A 13,807-nucleotide genomic window follows, 5' to 3' on the forward strand; every position below is an offset into this window, starting at 1 on the left:
CCGCCAGCACTATTCGAAACGAACAAGGGACCGCTATCGAAGCGGTCCCTTTGCGTTTCTTGTTCGCTCAACTACGAGGCGACGTCGTCGGTCGTCCAAGTTCCATCGATCAACCGCCACGTCTTGCCGGTCGGGTTCTTGTCCTGCAGTTCGACCGGCAGGCGAGCCGGACGGACGTTGTCGTAGCACTGCAGCATACCGAAGCGGACCAGCGCCGCCGGAATGCCGACCGCAGTGAACGCAGGATGGCCAGTCGCCGGGAAGGGGCCGCCGTGGTTCATCGCCGGGCTCACAGCGACGCCGGTCGGCATCTTGTCGTTCAACAGGCGACCCACTTTGACGCGCAGGTGCGGTTCCAATTCGGCGTAGGCGGCGTCGTCAGAACCTTGCGTATCGCTGTAGACGCAGCCGGTCAGGTTGCCTTCCAGCGAGTCGATGACCGCGATCGCTTCGCCCAGGTCCTTGGCGACGACGATCAGCGAGGCGTTGCCGAACGCTTCGGTCTGGAACAGCTCGGGCTCGGTCAGGAATTTGCCGGCGTCCACTTTCAGCAGCGTGTTGGCGTGGCTGTAGCCGGTACCGGCGCCAGCGTCACCGCCGGCAAGTTGTTGTGCGCCCGCTTCTTTCAGCGTCTGCAGGGCGACAGTCAGGCCGGTTTCGACGTTCTTGGACAACAGCGTGCCGACCGGAGCAGCGCTAAACTTGGCGGCCGAATCGGCGATAAACTTCTGGGTTTCTTCGTTGTCGATCACCAACACCAGGCCAGGGTTTGTACAGAACTGACCGGCGCCCATCAGGCAACTGCCGCTGAACTCGTCAGCCAGTTTGTCGCCCCGTTCTTTCAAGGCGCCGGGCATGATCACAACTGGATTGACGCTCGACAGTTCCAAGTAGATCGGCTTGCCATGCTTATCGGCCGCTTCCTTAAGGACCAGGCCGGCGCGGCGACTGCCGGTGTAAGCGGTGGCGCCGATCCGCGGATCGGAAACAAGTTTCACGCCGTCGTCATAGCTGCAGTGGAAGAAGAGCTGCACGGTGGCGGGGGGCAGATCGGTTTCTTCAACGGCTTGGAAGGCGAGCTTCGCCATCAACTGCGTCGTGCCGGGGCAGGAGGGATTCGCTTTGGCGATTACCGCATTGCCGGCCGCAATCGCTGCGGCAAAGTCGCCGCCGCTGGCGCTGCCAAAGGCGAACGGAAAGTTGTTGGGGCCGAAGACGCAGACCGGGCCCAGCGAGCCAGAGTAAGCGCGGATGTTGGTCTTGGTGTCGATGGTCGCCTGTTTCCAGGAACGCTCGATCGCGGCGGCGGCGGCGGCGCGCAGCTGATTGGAGGTCCGCGGAAGTTCCACGTCTTTTAGCCGTGGGCTGATCGGCAGGCCGCTTTCGGCGTTGGCGATTTCGCACAGAGCGTCGGCGTTGGCTTCGATCAACTCGGCGAAGCGGACCAGAAACGCGGCGATTTTCTCAGGCGGCAGTTGTGCCAGGGCGGTCGATGCTTCAGCGGCGGCCGAAAGAGCGGCGTCGACGTCGCTCCAATTGCTGACCGGGTAGTGGGGCGCCAGCGGTTGTTTGGTGGCGGGGTTATCGGCTTGAAAGGTATCGCTGGAGTCGGCCGCTTTCCACTGGCCGGCGATCAAGACGGGCTGAATATCAGACATAAGCTAAAGCTCTGGGTGTTAGTGGGGGTAATCGTGGTTGGGGCCGCCGCAAGCGAAACCGTTCAGCTTAACTCTTTCGCGCTGGTGCGACTGCGGCGCCATTGGCGATCGCCGGCGATTTCGCCGTAAGTAATTATCGACGAAATCTCGACGATCTACGGTTTGGGTTGTGAACGCCGAACAAGCGAGCTCAGGGCAGGTTATCCCTGCACGATCGGGTTGCGGAGCGTTCCGATGCCGGCGATCGTGATCTCGACGATGTCGCCTGGCAGCAGCGTGAACTCGCTGTCGGGAATAATCCCGGTGCCGGTCAACAGGATGGCGCCCTGCGGGAAGCTGTTGTCACGGCCAAGGTACCCGATCAGATCTTCAAACGAACGGGCCATCTCGCCGACGTTGGTCGATCCGGTGAATGCGGCTTGGCCGCCGCGGCGAACCGTCAGGTCGATCGCGATGTCGGACAGCTTTGCAAACTCGTCGTCGAAACTCTCTCGCAGCACCACGCAAGGGCCGAGTCCGCAACATTGGTCGTAGACTTTCGCCTGCGGCAAGTAAAGCGGGTTGTCTCCTTCGATGTCGCGGCTGCTCATGTCGTTACCGACGACATAGCCGACCAACTGAAGTTGGGAGTTGAGCACCAGGCCGAGTTCCGGCTCGGGGACGTTCCACTTCGAGTCTTCGCGGATTCGCAGGGGGTGTTCCGGGCCGCTAACGCGATGGGGCGTCGCTTTCATGAACAGCTCGGGCCGGGGGGAAACGTAGACCCGGTCGTAGCAGTCGGCGGCGGCCTCCGATTCTTCCATCCGAGCCGCTTTGCTGCGGGTGTAGGTGACCCCGGCCGCCCAGACTTCCTGCTGGTCGATCGGGGGGAGCAGCGTCACGCTGTTCAGCGGGATCGCTTCGCAGTCGGTCGAAATGTGGGTACGGGCGACTTCGACCGGGTCGGTCATTTCCAACAGCGGAAAAAGTGACAGCGTGAGGGGACGAATCACGTCGCCTTCCCACAGGCCCGTCCTCGGCGTATTCGCCGCGTCGAGATATTTGACGATTTTCATAAATGGGGGAGATCGCGTCATCGGGTAGTGAAGATGGGGGAAGTCCCCATCTTACCGCAGGTCGATCGCTGCAAAAACCTTCTGCAGCGCCTTGCGAGCGATTTGGGCAAACCCTGCTTTCCGCGTCCGATTGTCGCTCGACATCTCACGGCGGCCCTGCCTTTGAGTGGCTGTCGAGCGAGGTTAACTCTAGACCATAGGGCAGGTTAGGCCAGGAGGTCACAAAATGGCCACCTCCCGTTGAGGCCTGGGCATACGTTTTGCTGCAAAGTCGTTCTGGACCGCCTGCGGTCTCTTCATTACAAACTTTGGTGTGGCAACCAATCGTGGCTGACGTGCGCACCGTTGCCGTCCGGTAGTTCGGTTGTCGGGAGAGGGCGCTGGATTGCCGGTACGGCGCGGTGCGACGCCGCCCGTTTTTCGATTTTTCGTGGATAACGTTCCCCGACTTTCCAATTGCTTGGTCTTCTCGGACAGGGTCTGTCGGCATACGATAGGACAGAGAGAAGCTGCGGTTTTCTCGGCCGCGGTTGTCTCTGATTTTTCTACTATCGCCTTGTTGCCGACGTTTAGGCGAATATCAAATTCGTCGGCCCCTTGCTCATGGATTCCTCCAAGCTGCGGCGTCAAATCGCCAGTCAAGCTGCGCGCTTGATGTATCAACGTCAAGAATCGGAATATTATCGGGCCAAGCTAAAAGCGGCCCGGCGTCTCTGTCGCGGCTGGGTAAAACCGGCCGATCTGCCAAGCAACGCCGAAATCCGGGACGAAGTGCAATCGCTGGCCCGGATGTTTGAAGGAGACTCGCGACTCGATAACCTGCGGGAGATGCGTTTCGCCGCGCTCCACATCATGAAGCTGCTCGCCAATTTTCGGCCGCGGCTGATCGGCAGCGTGCTGACCGGACATGTCCGCCGCGGATCGGATATCGACATCCACGTCTTCTCGGACAGCGTCGAGCCGATTGCAGCGACGCTCGAGCGCGAGGGGATGTTTTTCGATATCGAGCGGAAAGAGGTCCGCAAGGCGGGCGAAAACCAGGTCTATATCCATGTCCACATCCAGGACGTTTATCCGATCGAACTGACCGTCTATCCCGGCGACAAAGCGCACTTCGTGTTTAAGAGTTCGATCACCGGAAAGGCGATTGAGCGGATGAGCATTCGCGAACTAGAGCAGTTTCTGGAACAGGAATATCCGAATGTCGACGCCGCGGAGGAGTTAGCCGCTGCTGAGAATCGCGTCGATCGCTTTCTGCACTACGAGATGTTGTTATTGCCGCTGGAATACGTGAAGCAAAACCCGTACTACCATCCCGAAGGAGACGCGCTGTACCACAGCCTGCAAGTCTTTGAACTGGCTCGCCGCGAGTCTCCCTATGACGAAGACTTTCTGCTGGCGGCGCTGTTGCATGACGTGGGTAAAGGGATTGATCCGCGTGATCATGTGGCGGCGGGGCTCGATGCGCTCGGCGATACGATCACCGAGCGAACTCGCTGGTTGATTGAGCATCATATGGAGGCGCATGCGCTATTTGACGGTTCGCTTGGGGCGCGGGCCAAGCGTCGTTTGCAGCAGTCGGAAGACTTTGACGATCTTGTCGCGCTTGGTAAGTGCGACGAAGGCGGTCGTCAGATCGGCATGCAGGTGATGGAGGTCAGCGAGGTGATCGACTACCTGCGAGATCTAGCCCGCGAGTGCGGCGATTGGTAACCGAAACTGCGTGATCGCACGGATGCGATCCCAAAATAACGACGTAAGTCGTTATTTTGCGAGCCGCGAAGAGCTATGCTTTGAGCCTGGCGAGGTTGAAAAATGCCACGATGGCATTTTTCAACAGGCAGCTAGTCTTCAAAGATGCCCTGGCCGAACTTGCGTTTCCGTTGGGGCTGTGAAGTGGAGGAGTTCGATTGGTGCGGCCCCGACGGTTTGGGCTGCGGCGGATGGGCCTGGTCTTGCGACGGGCTTTCCGACTTCGACCGTTGCCCTTGACCGTCGTCGAACGAATCCTCTTCGTAGTATTCTTCGCCGGCGTCGCCGTAGTAGTCGTCGTAACGCGAGCGGTAGCCCGGCTGCTTGGCGTGTTCGACTTCCTTTTCGTACTCTTCGATAACGCGGTTCTGGATCATCTCGCGACACTCCGAGTTGATCGGATGCGCGATATCGGCGTAAAGTTTGGCGCGTCCGTCGGCCGTTCGTTCGGCCGGCGCGACGCGCAGCCGAAAGCCGCAGTTGTTGCAGTATCCTGCGCGAAGATGATTCTTGCCGCCGCATTGCGGGCAATGGGCGGTCAGCTTGCGGCTCGGCATGGCGACGAACGGGCCGCTAGAGCCTTCGATGATTTTCAGGTCGCGCACGACGAAAGCGTCGTCAAACGTGATCGAACAAAATCCACGCAGACGGTCGCTGGCGTCTTCCATGAGTTTGATACGAACTTCGGTGATGTTCACAGCGTATCTCTCCATGTTGGCAGTCGCGCTGATCGCTGACTCGCGTCCGAAGTAGCTGGGCGTTTCTTCGCTACGAATTCCGCGTCGCCTCGAATTGCGTTTAGTTCCGATTGATTCGTCGAATTCCCGCTCTGTTGCTCGCCAGGTTTGTTCGCCGCTGGGTTTCTCGCTGTCGTTGTCCTGTTTCTACGTAGCCGTTAGTTGGTCATCGCGTCGCTAGTTTTCTATCTCACTAATTCCACTGTACGCCGCAGTTGCTGGCGGTAAACACAACGCCCAGGCGTCGACTCTTTAACTTCGCCGCAACATTGCGGGCATGTCGTGCATCGTGGCAAAGCGCAAAACAAGCGCTGCCGCTGCCTGACATTTGGCTGGATATGGCGCCCGCCTGCACCATGCTCTTGGTCAACCGATCAATCTCGGGCGATAATTCTCGCGATGGCTCACTTAAACGGTTGTGGATGCGTTGTCCAATATCGGCGATCGACCCGGACTGTAGCGAAGCGCTCAAATCGCGGGCCGCCAACGGGCTAGCCGGGATCGTGCACCGCCGGAAGACGTCGGCGGTCGACAAGCCGCCTAGGGGGCGGATAACCACAAAGTGCATCCGCCGCATGCTGGGGAGTGGGGTGATGATTTCGCCGCGCCCCTGGCAATGGGCCATGCCATTGCCCAGTAGTCCGGTATGGAGGAAGAAGGGGATATCGCTGCCCAACTGAGCGGCCAACTCGGCCAGTTTGCTGCGCGACATGCCAAGTTTCCAAACGATGTCGGCCGCCACCAAGGCGGCCGCCGCATCGCTCGAAGCGCCTCCCAGGCCTGAAGCGGCCGGAATTCGTTTGGTCAGTTCGATCTTCGCTCCCCGCTCGATGCCCGCCTCTTTGCGAATCAGTTCGACCGCACGATAGACCAAATTGGTCGGCCCGGTCGGCAAGTCGCCCAGCGTCGCATCGACCTCATCGCGATTGGCCGCGGCGACAGCGCCTGGTGCAAACTGACAACTGAGCGTCAGTTGTGCGTCATCAGTCGCCGTAAAACGGAGCGTGTCGAAGACGTCGATCGCAGTCATGATAGTTTCCAACTCGTGAAAACCATCGCTCCGCTTCGCCAGCAGCTCAAGGAACAAATTTAACTTCGCAGGCGAATGGACGGTGATCGATTCTGCCGATCGCTTAAGAAACATCCCTGTAGTACTTGCCAGGACGTGACCAGCAAGGCCTTTAACTAGTGAAATAGAAGGGACAGGCGGACAAATACGAAGCTATAGTTACGGCGATAAGCCGCTATTTGGGGATCAGATTCCAGCAATGTAAGGCCCTAAAATGCGGCGGTCAAGCGAATTCGCTCACCCTTGGCGGTCAGACTCGCCTATGGGGGAAAGTCATTGTTTTCTACAATCCTCGCAGACTTCCCTCGTTTTCGCGAAATGTCCAGCCTGATCGTTACCCCAAGCTTACCGACATGAACCAAGCGCCGCCCGAACCGAATACCGCTCCTCCTGCCGGACCGAAAGCTGCCCTGCGGCACATCGGCTGTGGGTTTGTGATGGGCGCGGCGGACGCGATCCCGGGCGTTTCTGGCGGAACGGTTGCGCTGGTGCTGGGGATCTATCGCCGACTGGTCGCCGCCATCAGTCACTTTGACGCCCAATCGGTAAAGCTCTTGTTCGCGCGAAAGTGGCGCGAGCTTGCGCGTCGTACCGATCTGTTCTTTCTGATCGCCCTGGGCGGCGGCATCTTGTTTGGCCTCGGGACGTTCATTCTGTTGATTCACGAATTGATTGAGCCGGAGAGTCCAGCCCGACCTTATACCTACGCCGTCTTCTTCGGCGCGATTGTCGCGTCGAGCTGGCTGGTGATGAAGTTGATCGATCCGCCGACCAAGCGAAGTCAGGCGATCTGTTGGGCGCTCGGCCTGCTGGGGGCGGCGATCGCGTTCGCGCTGACCGGACCGCAGGTCTTTCCCGACGTCCACGAGGCCCCGCCGCTGTGGTTTACGTTCGTCTGCGGAATGATCGCCATTTGTGCGATGATCTTGCCGGGGATTAGCGGTTCGTACCTGTTGTTAATCCTAGGGATGTACCACTTTCTCAGCGGGATTCCGAAAGCGCTGTTGAAGGGAGAAGCGGTAAGCGCCGACGTGGTGCAATTCGCCGTATTCGCGGTTGGTTGCGTCATCGGCATTCTCTCGTTCAGCAAAGTGCTGCGGTGGCTGCTGCATTGCTATGAACCGCAGACGATGGCTCTGATGTGCGGGTTCATGATCGGCGCCTTGCGGGCGTTGTGGCCATGGCGCGACGAGGCGGCGTTTCTCGGACTTCCTTCGATCGGCGGCCTGCTGGGCTGCGTGGCGCTGGCGATATTGGCTGCGGTGGCTGTCTGCGGCGCCGACTATTTGACCGGCGCTAACAATAAGATCGACGAAGCGGTCCACGAGCCAGTTGAGTAAACGATTCCGATAGTAGCCGGAAACGCAAGCGAGGGAAATGCGGTCGGATCGATCGGTTCGCGGAGACGCTTTGCGACGAGGCTCGCTTCAACTCTTGCTGGCCGAGTCCGCTGGCAAACGCATTCCCTTGCTCGCGCGTTGGGCTAGTTTTAGAACCGCACGCGAAAGTCGGTCCGGAAGAGGAAGTCGGCCCAGTGTTGATTGGTGACGCCGGTCGCCAGCGACGCGCCGACGTCGTAGTCTTTGCAGATAAACCAACGAATGCCGGCCGAAGTTTGGGCGTACATCGCGCCGCTTGCGCTGGTAGCCTGGCCCAACGAGTTGGTATAGGCGCCTGCTTGGAACGACCAGGTATCCAATTCCAGCGTGCCGATCAGCGGCGAACTGGGCGCCGGATAAGCGAGCGTGTGATTGAAGCTGGTCGCCATGTGCAAGATCGAGCCGCCATAGGTTGGATCGGCCGCGATCGGGATCCATTCGCCGACTTCAATTTGCAGATACGACTCGGCCGCCACGTGAATGCCGACCACGACGATTGGTTCGAGCGATACGTGCCCGGTGCCGAGACCGCGCGAAACGCGACCGGCCGGCATGTGCGTTTTCATCAGGAAGGCGACCTGAAACAAGCCGTTGTCAAACAACAGCGTCTTGGTGCCGATCGTCATGTCGCCAAAGCCGGCGCCATGCGGCGCACCCTCTGGATCGACTTCCATGTACTTATATTCGAAGGTAGCGGAAAACTTTTTGCCGCCGGTCTCGGTGTATTGATAGAGGGTCATGTAGTCGACGTCAGGAACGTAGACCCCTGTTGGCGAAGGACCTCTGCCAGGCTTCGCCCAAAAGAATTCAGCGCGGTCGGGCGTCGAAAGCCCAAAGCCGGCGTCCCAGCGAAATCGCATCGTCCCCTGCGGCCGGGCCGAGTTGACGAAGAACGCCGAGTCTTCCAGCGGACGCCAGGCTGGTTCGTAACAAGGATCGGTACAGCATACCGCATGCTGAATTAGCCAAAGGAAGCGGCCAGCGCGGGTCGTCGCCGTGCATGGTTCGCAGCGACACTCGCCGCACGTGCTGCAGCCGTTGAGCGGGATCTGATAGGCGCCCCAGTCTTCCCAAGGCTGTTGTTGTTCGATCGGTGCGATTTTGATCGGCGGTCCGATCGGCACGACCTCGGGCGTCTCTGGTGGAGATGGCAACGGTTGTTGCGACTCGAAGCTGATCGGCGTGGTATTGAAGCGGAACGGCGGCTCGGTCGGCATGTTAAAGACGGCTTGCGTCTCAGCGTCCGCCGGTTCGACCGGGGGCAAGCGTTTTAGTTCCTGAGCGCTAGCCACGGCGCACAAGAGTAGCGCGAGCGCTCCAGGAATCGCGAAGCGAGCCCAAATCGAATTGCCAGTTAAATTGCCCACGCGGTTTAAGTTGTCGCTTTAGGAAGTGCCAAGTATGCCGCAGCGGGGGTTGTAGGGAATTTCGAGACCAGCGACAAGGCGAATCTCCTCAGTTGCAAAGAATTGCGACTTGATATTGACGGCAACGCGTGATGGCGAGTACATGCTGTTCCGCTTGAAGATTCTCGTTGGAAGGTAGGAAAACATGCGACGATTGCTAGCTGCCGTATTGCCGGCCCTGTTGTTTGCGGCCAGTCTCTGTCCTGCGCAGGACATTCCCGGAGTTAGCACAGCCGCCACTAGCGCCGCCAGCGCCACATCCGCCTATCCAATTGCGCCGGTTCCATCCGCCGCCGGGGGCGGTTTTTTCAGTGAGATTTGTTCTTGCCTGGAAGCGAAGCATGCCAGCTGCTGCAATTCAGCTTTCGGTCATTTTCTGCATGACTCATTCGCTCCGGTGACGATGATGACCGGCGGTTTGCTGCCCCCGCCATGCAATAGCGTCTACAACCAGGTGCAACAGGGAATCGCCAACGGCGTTGGGCCGAACGGCCAACCCGTTTCGCCAGCGCAAGCCGCCGCCGCGAAAATCGCCGCCGATCAGGCGCAAGTGCCAGCCCGCGTGGCTGCGGTTAAAGAACTTGCTTGCGTCGACTGGCACTGGTATCCGGAAGCTGAGGCGGCGCTCATCTCCAGCTTGCGTTCCGACCGCAGCGAGTGCGTTCGCTTTCAAGCGGCGATCGCATTCGCTCAGGCCCGCACAATTACCAAGGCGGCGTGCGAAGCGCTCCGAATTTGTGCCGAAGGCAGCGACAAAGATGGCAACCCTTCCGAGAATTCTCCTCGCGTGCGGATGATGGCGGTCGAAGCGCTCGCCCATTGCTGCGATTGCGGACAACTGTTTGAACGTCCCGAACAAAACTACGATCGCCCCGAATTTCCAGAAGGGGCGTTGCCGGTTGGGAAGACGGCCCTGTCACCCTACTATCAGAGAGCGGCCCAGTGTTCGACCGACGAACTGTTGGCCGCGGCCCGCCAGACGATCGCGTCATTCCGCTCGGTCGAGCCGCCGCAACAGGGACCGACGGCAGCCAGCCGAGGTCCCCGGACGTTGATGGCCTTGTGGCGACAATCGGCCGTTGAGCCGATCCCGGCCGGCGCACAACCTCCGGTTCCGACCCCGGCCGAAGCGTTCGCCGAGAACCCGTCGTTCGACCCGCCGGTCTACGTCGCCGAACAACCAACTGGCCCGCAATTGGCGCCCAGCCGACAGATGCTGCAGCCAGCCAACGCCAATCCGGTTCGCTATAACGCACCCCCGCGAACATCGCTGGGACCAGGCCAATCAGTCCTGCAGCGTTAGAACAACAGTGGACCAGCGCCACCCAATCGTAGTCCGAGGCGCAAGCCGACCGAATGCGGTCAGACCTGCTGCAAGCGTGGAAGATCTGTACCACGCTTTGGTAACGAGAGAGCGATTCGTACGACGGTCCCGCGGCATCTGGTCTTAGCTGCCGGTTGAAAAATGCCATCGTGGCATTTTCCAACCTCGCCAGGCTCAGAGCATAGCTCTTCGCGGCTCGCAAAATAACGACTTACGTCGTTATTTTGGGATCGCATCCGTGCGATCACGCAGTCCGTCGAGAAAATCCACGGACTGCTAGGTGTAGGTCGGGTGCAGCGAAGCGCTGGCCCAACAATGCGTCCGCAAGCAGAAGGTTGGAGACGCACGCGATTTCTGCGGCAATCGGAAAGCGTCTCGCTTGCCGCACGTTCTACCCACCGCGTTCCTCTTCGAGAGGAGAGAACGCTGCCTACTTCTTCGCCGCCTTCAAGCCAAGCAAACGGCAAACGTAGATCGGCGAGAGACCATCTTCCGGCGCCGGCGAAGCGAGCGACTCGTCGGTGACGCGAGCAAAGTGCGGCTTGTCGGCCGGCGGTTGCAGGCTCTTCTCGGCAGGATTGGCCAGCTCGGTCTTGGCTGCATAGCGAGGCGTGATCTTGCTGGTGGTGGTCGGAACGGTCACCGCTGGCGCGGGAGCGGCGGCATAACGTGAGGTGACGGTCGGCTGCGTCGACGTCGGTTCGGTTTCGACCGGGGTCGAGGCGACAGGCTTGGTTTCTGTCGGCGTAGCGCCATTCTCGGGCGTCGTATGAGCCGGGATGATCTCGGCGACGCTGTTGTTGGTCGCGACGCTTGGCGTTCGGACCGGTTGCTGCTCCGGCGCTGGGGCCATATTGCTGATCAAGCGAACCGGCGACGCGTGCGGCGTCGCTTCGCCGGGAACGGGGCCCATCACCATCGTCGGGCGGCGCCAGTCAATCGGCTCGGCGGTTCGTTCGCTGGGCGGGTTGGTGGTGCCGGCGATCGCCGGGTTGGTCGTTTCCTGCTCGACCGGGGGCAAGCGACGCAGTCCGGGGACCGGCGGCAGCGATTGCGAATTCGGCGCGGCGGCAGTTTGATGCGCGGGATAGGTCGGCGCCGGGGCCGGATCCGCGGGAACTGCCGTTGTTGTCGGTGCAGCAGCCGGCGAGGTAGCGCGGGGCGCTGTCGCCGTCGGAGCAGGGGCGGGCGTGGCGGCAGGGGCCGCAACAGCCGGATTGGATGACTGCGACGACCAGCGCGACTGGGCGCTGGCGGAAGCGGTCAAAACGGTGATTGTTAAGACAATCGTACAGCCGTAGGCGCAAACCGAAGCGATGACTCGCCGCGCTCGGTCCTTCGCTTGCGTCCTGTTCATAGCAACTAACCCCCCAAACAGATGTGCGGCCTGACATAGGCGCGCGACTATTCCGACATCTTGTTGATCGGGGCAGGGGTCAGGAAGAGTTGAGTGATTATGACGTTTTTACGCAATGGGCTCGCTTTGTGGCGCCTTTGGGGAGTCGGCGACAGCGGCGCCGGCGCCGGCGCCGACATCGGTTTCCCGCGGGTCGAAACAGGATTCCCTCTCGCTACGCCCCCCTATTTTCCGTTAATATAGTGAGGTTTGGGACCAAGGATGGGAGCCCGGTATGTCAAAGTGGGAATTGATTTTGTATGTGATCGCGGCTTATTGCGCCGTGATGACGCTGGTGCGCTTCATGCGACAGCGGCGCAACGCATTAACATCCCAGTTGCGAAAAGCCTTTGACGAAGAACATCAGCGCGCCGTTGAAGCGATGAAAAAGCAAAAGCGGCGCGACGAAGAGGCGAAGCGTCAAACTGCATTCGAGCAGTTGCTGGAAAAATCGCGCGACGCCGCCTAGCTGCCGACTGTTCCATTTATCGCCGCCTTGGCTGCGGCGCTCGACCCGCTTCCGAACGATTTGATCCATGCCCAAACGTCTTTATATCGATACCGTCGGCTGTCAGATGAACATGCTCGATAGCGAGCTAGTGGTCGCCAGCTTGCGCCAGCAAGGGTACGAACTGACCACCAAGCCGGAAGACGCCGACACGCTGCTCTTCAATACCTGCAGCGTTCGCGAACAGGCCGAGAACAAGACCTACAGCCACTTGGGCGTGCTCCGCGATCTGAAGGCGAGCCACCCCGAAAAAATCATCGGCGTGATGGGCTGCATGGCCCAGAATCACCAGAAGAAGATCTTCCAGCGGGCGCCCTACGTCGACCTGGTTGTTGGACCGGGGCAACTGCATCAAATCCCCAGCTTGATCGACAAGGTCGCCGCCGGCGAAGGACGTCAGATCGAAGTTAGCCTGGGGCGCAAGGATGGCTCGCGGGCCGAGATCGCCCGCAGTCACGAGAGCTTCGATCCGCTACGTGATCCAGAAATGCGGCCGACGCCGTTTCAGGCTTATGTCCGGATTCAAATCGGCTGCGACAAGTTCTGCACCTACTGCATCGTGCCTAGCGTTCGCGGTCCGGAGCAAGGTCGTTCACCTGAAGATATCGTGTCCGAGACGCGTCATCTGGCCGAGCAGGGGACCGTGGAGATCACGCTCGTCGGCCAGACGGTCAACAGCTATCGCGGAACCGACGCCGCCGGCAAGACTTGGAATCTGGCCGACCTATTGGGTGCGATTCACGAGATCGAAGGGATTCGCCGCATCAAGTTCGTCACCAACTATCCGAAGGATATGACCGACGAACTGTTGACCGCCGTGCGTGAACTCGAGAAGGTTTCGCCCTATCTGCATGTGCCCGTCCAAAGCGGCTCGAACGAAGTGCTGAAGCGGATGAAGCGAGGATACACGGTCGAGCAATACCGCGAGATGATGCACCGCATTCGCGAAGGCGTGCCGGGCGCTGCGGTCAGCAGCGACTTTATCGTTGGCTTTTGTGGCGAGACTGACAAAGACTTCCAGATGACGGTCGACCTGGTCGAAGAGTGCCGCTTCAAGAACAGCTTTATCTTCAAGTACAGCGAACGGGAAGGAACCCGCGGCGCTGAGCTATTCATCGACGACGTGCCGCAAAAGGTGAAGCAGGAGCGTAACAATACGCTGCTGGAGATCCAAAACCGGATCAGCCTGGAAGACAATCAAAAGCAGGTCGGCAACACGGTCGAAGTGTTGGTCGAAGGGATCAGCAAGACGGCGGCTCGCAAAGAAGGCGCCGAAGACTCGCCGGTCGTCCAATTGACCGGGCGTACCCACTGCGACCGCATTGTCGTCTTCGACGGCAACCGCCGCCAGATCGGCCAGATCTTGCCGGTCGCCATCTACGACACCGCCGCCCATACGTTGTTCGGCGAAGTGATCACGCAAGAATGCGGGTCAGAAGTCTACATGCTGGGTTAAGCGAAGTCAGCCATCGTAGCCCGAGGCGCGAGCCGAGGGAATGTGGTATCCGCGAAACGACAAATGC

General features: G+C 59.9%; 12 protein-coding genes. 6 read left to right on the forward strand and 6 right to left on the reverse strand.

Features of this window, described 5'->3' with window-relative positions:
• Positions 1–71 precede the first annotated feature (71 nt).
• Together Enr8_RS02230 and Enr8_RS02235 are read right to left on the reverse strand one after the other, a co-directional pair.
• Positions 72–1,658 (reverse strand): aldehyde dehydrogenase (NADP(+)), encoded by a 1,587-nt coding sequence (locus Enr8_RS02230; protein ID WP_146428989.1) that lies wholly within the window; start codon positions 1,656–1,658, stop codon positions 72–74.
• Positions 1,659–1,858: 200 nt separating this feature from the next.
• Complete coding sequence (locus Enr8_RS02235; protein ID WP_146429944.1) at positions 1,859–2,713, reverse strand: fumarylacetoacetate hydrolase family protein; 855 nt, start codon at positions 2,711–2,713, stop codon at positions 1,859–1,861.
• Between the two features lie 654 nt (positions 2,714–3,367).
• On the opposite strand from Enr8_RS02235, the gene Enr8_RS02240 reads away from it, so the two are divergent.
• Positions 3,368–4,426, forward strand: a complete 1,059-nt coding sequence (locus Enr8_RS02240; RefSeq protein ID WP_315851741.1) for an HD domain-containing protein — start codon at positions 3,368–3,370, stop codon at positions 4,424–4,426.
• A gap of 131 nt (positions 4,427–4,557) precedes the next feature.
• Here Enr8_RS02240 and Enr8_RS02245 read toward each other — a convergent pair whose 3' ends face one another.
• Together Enr8_RS02245 and ispE are read right to left on the reverse strand one after the other, a co-directional pair.
• Positions 4,558–5,163 carry a SpoVG family protein gene (locus Enr8_RS02245; protein WP_146428991.1) on the reverse strand — a complete coding sequence of 202 codons (606 nt, stop codon included), beginning with the start codon at positions 5,161–5,163 and terminating at the stop codon, positions 4,558–4,560.
• 232 nt (positions 5,164–5,395) lie between these two features.
• Positions 5,396–6,346 carry a 4-(cytidine 5'-diphospho)-2-C-methyl-D-erythritol kinase gene (gene ispE / locus Enr8_RS02250; protein ID WP_146428992.1) on the reverse strand — a complete coding sequence of 317 codons (951 nt, stop codon included), beginning with the start codon at positions 6,344–6,346 and terminating at the stop codon, positions 5,396–5,398.
• Positions 6,347–6,624: 278 nt separating this feature from the next.
• Here ispE and Enr8_RS02255 point away from each other — a divergent pair, with 278 nt between their 5' ends.
• Positions 6,625–7,611 (forward strand): DUF368 domain-containing protein, encoded by a 987-nt coding sequence (locus Enr8_RS02255; RefSeq protein ID WP_146428993.1) that lies wholly within the window; start codon positions 6,625–6,627, stop codon positions 7,609–7,611.
• A gap of 149 nt (positions 7,612–7,760) precedes the next feature.
• Here Enr8_RS02255 and Enr8_RS02260 read toward each other — a convergent pair whose 3' ends face one another.
• The gene (locus Enr8_RS02260; RefSeq protein ID WP_146428994.1) at positions 7,761–8,915 is read right to left on the reverse strand and encodes a hypothetical protein; all 1,155 of its coding nucleotides are present in this window, start codon (positions 8,913–8,915) and stop codon (positions 7,761–7,763) included.
• 286 nt (positions 8,916–9,201) lie between these two features.
• Here Enr8_RS02260 and Enr8_RS02270 point away from each other — a divergent pair, with 286 nt between their 5' ends.
• Positions 9,202–10,359, forward strand: a complete 1,158-nt coding sequence (locus tag Enr8_RS02270; RefSeq protein ID WP_186767390.1) for a hypothetical protein — start codon at positions 9,202–9,204, stop codon at positions 10,357–10,359.
• A gap of 451 nt (positions 10,360–10,810) precedes the next feature.
• On the opposite strand, the gene Enr8_RS02275 is transcribed toward Enr8_RS02270, so the two are convergent.
• Positions 10,811–11,737 (reverse strand): hypothetical protein, encoded by a 927-nt coding sequence (locus tag Enr8_RS02275; protein ID WP_146428997.1) that lies wholly within the window; start codon positions 11,735–11,737, stop codon positions 10,811–10,813.
• Between the two features lie 99 nt (positions 11,738–11,836).
• On the opposite strand from Enr8_RS02275, the gene Enr8_RS25685 reads away from it, so the two are divergent.
• The 3 genes from Enr8_RS25685 (at position 11,837) to miaB (ending at position 13,740) form a co-directional block, all read left to right on the forward strand.
• Positions 11,837–11,980 (forward strand): hypothetical protein, encoded by a 144-nt coding sequence (locus Enr8_RS25685; protein ID WP_222434782.1) that lies wholly within the window; start codon positions 11,837–11,839, stop codon positions 11,978–11,980.
• A gap of 52 nt (positions 11,981–12,032) precedes the next feature.
• Complete coding sequence (locus Enr8_RS02280) at positions 12,033–12,245, forward strand: hypothetical protein (protein ID WP_146428998.1); 213 nt, start codon at positions 12,033–12,035, stop codon at positions 12,243–12,245.
• 67 nt (positions 12,246–12,312) lie between these two features.
• Positions 12,313–13,740 (forward strand): tRNA (N6-isopentenyl adenosine(37)-C2)-methylthiotransferase MiaB, encoded by a 1,428-nt coding sequence (miaB, locus tag Enr8_RS02285; RefSeq protein ID WP_146428999.1) that lies wholly within the window; start codon positions 12,313–12,315, stop codon positions 13,738–13,740.
• The last annotated feature ends 67 nt before the right edge of the window (positions 13,741–13,807 follow it).

This window comes from Blastopirellula retiformator (assembly GCF_007859755.1).
GTDB classification, from domain to species: domain Bacteria; phylum Planctomycetota; class Planctomycetia; order Pirellulales; family Pirellulaceae; genus Blastopirellula; species Blastopirellula retiformator.

Coding starts and splice junctions, on each gene's coding strand:
- Enr8_RS02270 (WP_186767390.1), top strand. CDS start 9,202: ATGCGACGATTGCTAGCTGCCGTATTGCCGGCCCTGTTGTTTGCGGCC.
- Enr8_RS02275 (WP_146428997.1), bottom strand. CDS start 11,737: ATGAACAGGACGCAAGCGAAGGACCGAGCGCGGCGAGTCATCGCTTCG.
- Enr8_RS02255 (WP_146428993.1), top strand. CDS start 6,625: ATGAACCAAGCGCCGCCCGAACCGAATACCGCTCCTCCTGCCGGACCG.
- Enr8_RS02235 (WP_146429944.1), bottom strand. CDS start 2,713: ATGAAAATCGTCAAATATCTCGACGCGGCGAATACGCCGAGGACGGGC.
- miaB (WP_146428999.1), top strand. CDS start 12,313: ATGCCCAAACGTCTTTATATCGATACCGTCGGCTGTCAGATGAACATG.
- Enr8_RS25685 (WP_222434782.1), top strand. CDS start 11,837: ATGACGTTTTTACGCAATGGGCTCGCTTTGTGGCGCCTTTGGGGAGTC.
- Enr8_RS02230 (WP_146428989.1), bottom strand. CDS start 1,658: ATGTCTGATATTCAGCCCGTCTTGATCGCCGGCCAGTGGAAAGCGGCC.
- ispE (WP_146428992.1), bottom strand. CDS start 6,346: ATGTTTCTTAAGCGATCGGCAGAATCGATCACCGTCCATTCGCCTGCG.
- Enr8_RS02240 (WP_315851741.1), top strand. CDS start 3,368: ATGTATCAACGTCAAGAATCGGAATATTATCGGGCCAAGCTAAAAGCG.